The 6,185-nt window shown below is 68.0% G+C and carries 6 protein-coding genes; 2 read left to right on the top strand and 4 right to left on the bottom strand.

Annotated elements, in window-relative coordinates:
• Positions 1-31: 31 nt before the first annotated feature.
• The 3 genes from ACCC94_RS26980 to ACCC94_RS26970 are packed head-to-tail and all read right to left on the bottom strand — an operon-like array spanning position 32 to position 3,584.
• Positions 32-922: a metal-dependent hydrolase gene (locus ACCC94_RS26980; protein ID WP_413352670.1), complete on the bottom strand. Its 891-nt coding sequence runs from the start codon at positions 920-922 to the stop codon at positions 32-34.
• Positions 923-930: 8 nt separating this feature from the next.
• Positions 931-2,703, bottom strand: a complete 1,773-nt coding sequence (locus ACCC94_RS26975; protein ID WP_413352669.1) for an SDR family oxidoreductase — start codon at positions 2,701-2,703, stop codon at positions 931-933.
• A complete protein-coding gene (locus tag ACCC94_RS26970; RefSeq protein WP_413352668.1) occupies positions 2,700-3,584 on the bottom strand; it encodes a M24 family metallopeptidase in 885 nt (294 codons plus the stop codon). The genes ACCC94_RS26975 and ACCC94_RS26970 overlap by 4 nt, the downstream gene beginning before the upstream one ends.
• A gap of 272 nt (positions 3,585-3,856) precedes the next feature.
• Between ACCC94_RS26970 and ACCC94_RS26965 the strand changes: the two genes are divergently transcribed.
• The gene (locus ACCC94_RS26965) at positions 3,857-4,675 is read left to right on the top strand and encodes a MerR family transcriptional regulator (RefSeq protein ID WP_413352671.1); all 819 of its coding nucleotides are present in this window, start codon (positions 3,857-3,859) and stop codon (positions 4,673-4,675) included.
• A 4-nt stretch (positions 4,676-4,679) separates the two neighbouring features.
• Here ACCC94_RS26965 and ACCC94_RS26960 read toward each other — a convergent pair whose 3' ends face one another.
• Positions 4,680-5,588: a LysR family transcriptional regulator gene (locus tag ACCC94_RS26960; RefSeq protein ID WP_413352667.1), complete on the bottom strand. Its 909-nt coding sequence runs from the start codon at positions 5,586-5,588 to the stop codon at positions 4,680-4,682.
• Positions 5,589-5,670: 82 nt separating this feature from the next.
• Here ACCC94_RS26960 and ACCC94_RS26955 point away from each other — a divergent pair, with 82 nt between their 5' ends.
• Positions 5,671-6,129, top strand: coding sequence for a DMT family transporter (locus tag ACCC94_RS26955; RefSeq protein WP_413352666.1), 459 nt, complete (start codon positions 5,671-5,673; stop codon positions 6,127-6,129).
• The last annotated feature ends 56 nt before the right edge of the window (positions 6,130-6,185 follow it).

The raw sequence follows: 6,185 nt of genomic DNA, 5'->3' as shown, positions 1-6,185 counted from the left end.
CGCATCCACTGCGCGGGCGCGCCGGCAGGCTTCAGGAAGCGCGCGCGGCCCGGCTGGCGGCGGGCGAGCGGGCCAGGTAGTCCAGCGCTTCCTGGGTATTGGCCTCGTGGTCCGGGTGGTACCAGGGCTTGAAGTAGCGCAGGAAGCTGGTGGCCACCGAGCTGATCTTCGGCAGCACGCCGTTGCGCGAGCCATCGCGCCAGATCGCCGCGAAGGAGCGCGGCTTGTCGATGCTCGGGTCCTGCCGCGACAGGGTACGGGTGCCGAAGGCGAACAGGTAGATGATCAGCGGCCAGACCACGAACATCCACAACTGGCGGCTGACGAAGCTGCCGCCCAGGTGCACGTGCAGGTCGTGGGCGACGTTGCGGTGCTCCACCTCTTCGGCGCCGTGCCAGCGGAACAGGTCCAGCAGCACCGGGTCGGCCTTGGCGCGGTCCAGCGCGTCCGCTTCGAGAATCCATTTACCGAGCACGCAGGTGAAGTGCTCCACGGCCGCGACGATGGCGCAACGCTGGCCGATCCACCAGCGCCTGAGCCAGGCGCTGCGGTTGAACAGGGTGAGGCCCAGCGGCGTGTCGCTGAGCAACTGCTCGAACAGGTAGTCCATGACCTTGAGGTAGCGCGTCGAGTCGATGCCGTGGTGGCTCAGGTAGCGCTCCAGCGCACCGCTGTGGGCGCGGGCATGCATCGCCTCCTGGCGGATGAAGCCCTGCACGTCGTCGCGCAGGCGGCCTTCCTTCACGAAGGGCAGGGCCTTGTTGTACAGCCGGCAGAACCACAGCTCGCCGGCCGGCAGCATCATGTGGATGACGTTGACCACGTGCGACGCCTCGGGCTCGCCGGGAATCCAGTGCAGGGGCGAGTCGCTGTAGTCGAACTGCACCTTGCGTTGCACCAGCTTGTGATGATGGTCGTTCATGGGGATTCTCAGGCAGTCAGGTTGAGGCGGGCGAACAGGCGTGACAGCCAGGGCATGAAGCGCCATTGCAGGGCGCCCAGGTGCACTTCGCTGCCGACCTTCACCACCGGCTGGTTGCGCTGCACCGCGCGGGTGATGCGCTCGCCGACGGTGTCCGGGCTGAGCCGGCGCCGACGGTAGAAGCGCTGCACCCTGGCGCGGTGTTTCGCCTGTTGGTCGTCATCCAGCCCGGCGAAGCGCGTGGCCTGGACGATGCCGGTATCGACGAAGCCCGGGCACGCCGCGCTGACGCCGATGCCATTGCCCGCCAGCTCGGCGCGCAGGCACTCGCTGAGCATCAGCACCGCCGCCTTGCTGGTGGCGTAGGCCGGGTAGTTGCGCGACGGCGCGAAGGCTACGCCCGAGGCAACGTTGACCAGGTGCCCGGGTTTGCCGCTTTCGACCATCTGCTTGCCGAACAGCCGGCAACCGTCGATCACGCTCCACAGGTTGATGCGCAGCAGGCGCTCCCATTCCTCCGGGGTGGTCTTGAGCATCGGTCCGGCCATGCCGATGCCGGCATTGCTGACCACCACGTCGGGCACGCCGAGGCTGGTCCTCACCCACTGCGCAAAACGTTCCATGGCCGCGCTGTCGCCCACATCCACGCAATAGCTGTAGGCGCAGGCGCCCACTGCGCGGGCCAGTTCGGCGCTGCGTTCGGCGGCGGCCGGGTCGATGTCCGCGGCCAGCACGCTGGCGCCGCGTTCGGCGAAGCTCAGCAGGGTCGAACGGCCGATGCCGCCGCCCGCGCCGGTGACCACCACCAGCTTGCCGGCGAACGGACCGGCGCCGGGTTTCAGCGCGGCGCGCTGCAGTTCCGGCGTGGCTTCGCCGCCTTCGATGTGGCTGACGAATTCGTCGATCCAGCTGCCCAGTTGGGAGGGCTCTGCGAGCAGTTGCCAGTGCCCGGCGGTGACGTCGCGGCGCCACAGGCGCGGTGCCCACAGCGACAGTTGCTGGAACAGCTGCTGGCCGACGTAGCGGTCGCGGGTCGGCACGATGAGTTGTACCGGCACCTCGGTATGGCGCTTGCGCGGCCTGAAGATCGAGGTGATGAAATTGGCCCGGTAGAGCTTCACGCCGTGCTCGCCGTCGCTGGCCTGGTGCGGGTTGCGTGCCGGGTTGCGGATGCCCTCGACCTTGCGCAGGTATTGCGGCCAGGCCTTCGCCGCGCCGAAGCGCCAGGACAGCGACGGCAGCAGCGGCAGATGGAAGTAGTAGATGTACCAGGAGTGCAGCAGCTGGCTGGCCATCTGCAGCAGCGCGCGTGGCGTCTTGCGGCGCAGGCGGTCGCGCATCCAGAAGCCGACGTGGTCCAGGCACGGGCCGGAGACGCTGGTGTAGGAGGCAATGCGTGCGCGCAGCTGCGGATCGGTGACGCTTTCCCAGGTCTGGATCGAGCCCCAGTCATGGGCCACCAGATGCACCGCGCGCTGCGGGCTGACAGCGTCGAGCACGGCCTTGAGGTCCTGGCTGAGCAGCCCCAGGCGGTAGTCGCGGGTCTTGCGCGGCTTGTCCGATTCGCCCGCGCCACGCACGTCGTAGGCGACCAACTGGTAGCGCCCGGACAGGCGACGGATCAGCGGCAGCCAGACTTCGTGGTTGTCCGGGTAGCCGTGGACGAACAGCACCATCGGCAGGTGCGGTTCGCCCCAGCGCCACACGGCCAAGCGCACGTTGCCCGATTGCACGTCGAGGCGCTCCGGCGTCGGCAGGGCTTTCTCCAGAATCGCGTTCATGCCACCTCCCGCCGCGCCGGGGCGCTGACCAAGCCGCGGGCGATCCAGCGGCGCACGTGAGGCAGGTCGTCGTCCAGCCAGTAGGCGTCGTCTTCGGTGACCACCAGCAACTCCTCGAACTTGGCGCCCACGCCGCGCAGGCCCAGGTGCGGCTCGACGGCCCAGAGGCCGGGTGTCGGAGCGTGTTGCGAGCGGTCGTTGCTCGACCACAGCGGCGACCAGCCTTCGCGGCGGCCGGTGATCAGGGCGTTCTTCATCAGGGTGGCGATGTTGCGTACGCCGAAGCGCGCCAGCGACGGGCCGCTGTCCCGCGCGCCGAGCTTCTCCACCCGATGGGCCAGCACTTGGAAGGGGTAGGCCTTATGTCGCGGCAGGGTGCCCTGGCGCTGGCAGAGACGGTCCACCGACTGGCTGACTTCGGCCAGTGGCAGGCGCTGGCGCACCTGTTCGACGATCAGGTTGCGGTGCGCCAGCAGGTCGTCCATCAGGCGCTCCACCAGCAGGTTGTGGCCCAGCGCGCCGGAGTAGCCGACGTCGGCGGTGTAGGAGCCCAGAGTTGGCGCGCAGTCGAGGATGAAGGGCATGCCTTCCTCCAGGCGCTGCTTGCCGGGGTAGAAGGCCAGGTTGAAGCCGCCCAGGTGGCGCAGGCCGTCGAAGCCCTTGAACGAGGTGCGCGGGCCGAACCAGGCGAAGGGCTGGTGGAACCAGTCGCGCACGCCGTGATCGAGCAGCCAGGTCTTCATCAGGGCGGCGGTTTCGCGCTCGCTGATGCCCGGGCGCAGTTCGCCGGCAATGGTTTCGCAGCAGCGGTAGGCCAACTGCTGAGTCTCGCGGAAATGCCGCAGGTCTTCGGGAGTGGGCACCCAGGCGCCTTGGGACATGACTTTCTCCAGGCTGGTTGTTGTTATCGTTACATCGAGCAATGTCATAATCGATGCTGACCCATCGGCCGACGTTGCGCCATGCCGTGCGCGATGGGCCCTGAGTGTTACCGCGGCACGGAGCCGCTGGCGGCGCGGGTTGTAGAGGGGAGGGGGATTCGGGACGGGTGCAGTTCCCGTCTTTGGTTGGGCTGCAGGGCTGTGCAGCGGATCACTTTGGGACTAGTGCTTTCGATTGTTCTGCGGGCGCAACGGTGACTATCATCCGCGCCATGAGCACACCCCTGAACCTCCTGCAGCGCCTGCTGCAACGCCCGGACGACGCGCCCTCCGCCGTGGAGGAAGAGCGCGAGTACACGGTGGATGAGCTGGCCCGCGAGGGCGGCACCACGGTACGCAACCTGCGCGCCTATCAGGATCGCGGCCTGCTGCCGCCGCCCGAGCGCCGAGGCCGCGCCGGGGTGTACTTCGCCAGCCACCTGCGCCGCCTGCGGCTGATCAACCGCCTGCTGGAGCGCGGCTACAACATCGCCAACATCAAGGAACTGCTGGAGAGCTGGGAGCACGGCCACGACCTGGACCACGTGCTCGGCCTCGACGAAGCCATAGTCGGACCCTGGAACCTGGAAGCACCCGGCAGCATCGAGTTCAGCGACCTGCAGGCGCTGTTCGGCGATGAGCTCAATGACGCGGTGATCGACCAGGCACTGGCGCAGGGCCTGCTGGCCTTCGACGGCGAGCGCATCAGCATTCCCAGCCCGCGCCTGTTCAATGCCGGCGTCGAGCTGTACCGCGCAGGCATTCCGCTGGCGGCGCTGCTGGATCACCTGGCAGTGCTGCGCGCCGACACTGAACACCTGGCCGCCGGCATCGTGCGCCTGGTGGTGACCCATCTGGTGGACAAGCCCGGCGCCGACCTGCTGCCCGGCGCTGCGGATCTGGAGCGCCTTGCCGAAGTTTTCCAGCGCCTGCGCCCGGTGGCCGAGCAGGTGGTCTTGGTGGAACTGGCACGCGGGCTGAAGCGTTCGGCCAACGAGATGCTCGGCGAGCGCGTCGGGGAAATCCTGCGCCGGCTGGAAACGCCCGAATAGGGGATCAGCGGGCCGCCTGAGCCAGTTTCGTGCGCAGCCAGCGCCGCGCCGGGTCTTCCTCGCTGGTCTCCGACCAGATCTGCACGAAGTCGAAAGGCGCCAGCTTCAGTGGCGGCTCGAAACACGCCAGGCCATGGCCTTCGAGATCATCCGGAAGCATCCGCGCGGCGATGGTCAGGACCAGATCAGTGCCCGCCAGCAGGCTCGGCGCGACGCTGAAGTGCGGCACGGTGGCGGCCACCTGACGGCGCCGGCCGAGTTTTTCCAGATGGCTGTCGATCTCTTCCGCCGGGCTCTGCTGCAGGGCTACCCGCAGGTGCGGGGCGGCGAGGTAGTCGTCCAGGTCCAGGCGCTTTCTGCCGCTCAGGGTTTCCCTTGAGCACAGGCAGACGAAGCGTTCCTCGAACAACTGCTGCACACGCAGTCCTTCAGGTAGCAACGGGAAGACCCCGAGGGCGCCGTCCAGCTCGCCGCTCGCCACCTGTTCGGCCATGCCCACCCGCGAGGCCTGGCGCACATCCAGGTGAATGCCCGGCGCTTCGCGGCGCAGGATCGGCAGCAGTGCCGGCAGAACCACCCAGGTGCCGTAGTCCGACATGCCCAGGCGCAGCTCCAGCTCGGCGCTGGCCGGGTCGAAGTCATCGCCCAGCACCAGCCGGCGCACGCCGCCGAGGATTTCCCGCAACGGCCCGGCCAGTTCGAAGGCGCGGCGGGTCAGCTGCATCTGGTTGCCGACGCGCACCAGCAACGGGTCGTCGAGCAGGTCGCGCAGGCGATTGAGCGCGTGGCTGACCGCCGGCTGCGTCATCGCCAGCCGCTCGGCCGCGCGGGAGACATGGCGCTCGTCCAGCAGGGCATCGAGGATCACCAGCAGGTTGAGGTCGATGCGGCGCAGGTTATGAATCGAGTGCATTCAGGCTGTACCGATCATTCATTTCCATGCGCCAAATGGATAGCAGAAGCTGCATCTCCTCGACAAGCCTTGGAGAACCTCGATGTCGAAATTGCTTCTTCTGTTGCCCGCCATCGGCGTGGGCGCCCTGGTGGCCCTGCAGGCTGGCAGCAACTCGCTGCTCGGCCGCCAGCTGGGTCACCCGTTGAGTGCCAGCCTGACGTCCCTGGGCGTAAGCCTGGCGGCGGTGATCCTTGCGCTGCTGGCCTTTCGTGTTCCGCTTCCGCCGGCGGCCGGCATAGCCGCTACGCCCTGGTGGGGCTGGCTGGGCGGACTGTTCGGTGCGGCTTATCTGACGGTCGCGGTAATGCTGGCGCCGCAGCTCGGCGCGGCGACTTTCCTCGCCTGCGTGGTGGCCGGGCAAATGCTGATGTCGGCGCTGTGCGACCAGTTCGGCTGGGCTGGCTTCCCGGTGCGGCGATTGTCACCGGAGGGGCTGCTGGCAGTCGGATTGATCATTGCCGGGGTGGTGTTGTTGCAGTGGCGGGGGAGGGTAGCTTGAGGGTGATCTGGCTGATGGTGTTGGGCGGGTTCGCGAGCAAGCTCGCTCCTACGAAG

Origin of the sequence: Pseudomonas sp. Pseusp97 (assembly GCF_047304025.1) — a bacterium.
GTDB lineage: Bacteria > Pseudomonadota > Gammaproteobacteria > Pseudomonadales > Pseudomonadaceae > Pseudomonas.
Note: the sequence above shows the minus strand (reverse complement) of the source record. Positions and strands in the feature narration are given on the sequence as shown.

Coding starts and splice junctions, on each gene's coding strand:
- ACCC94_RS26960 (WP_413352667.1), bottom strand. CDS start 5,588: ATGCACTCGATTCATAACCTGCGCCGCATCGACCTCAACCTGCTGGTG.
- ACCC94_RS26965 (WP_413352671.1), top strand. CDS start 3,857: ATGAGCACACCCCTGAACCTCCTGCAGCGCCTGCTGCAACGCCCGGAC.
- ACCC94_RS26975 (WP_413352669.1), bottom strand. CDS start 2,703: ATGAACGCGATTCTGGAGAAAGCCCTGCCGACGCCGGAGCGCCTCGAC.
- ACCC94_RS26955 (WP_413352666.1), top strand. CDS start 5,671: ATGTCGAAATTGCTTCTTCTGTTGCCCGCCATCGGCGTGGGCGCCCTG.
- ACCC94_RS26970 (WP_413352668.1), bottom strand. CDS start 3,584: ATGTCCCAAGGCGCCTGGGTGCCCACTCCCGAAGACCTGCGGCATTTC.
- ACCC94_RS26980 (WP_413352670.1), bottom strand. CDS start 922: ATGAACGACCATCATCACAAGCTGGTGCAACGCAAGGTGCAGTTCGAC.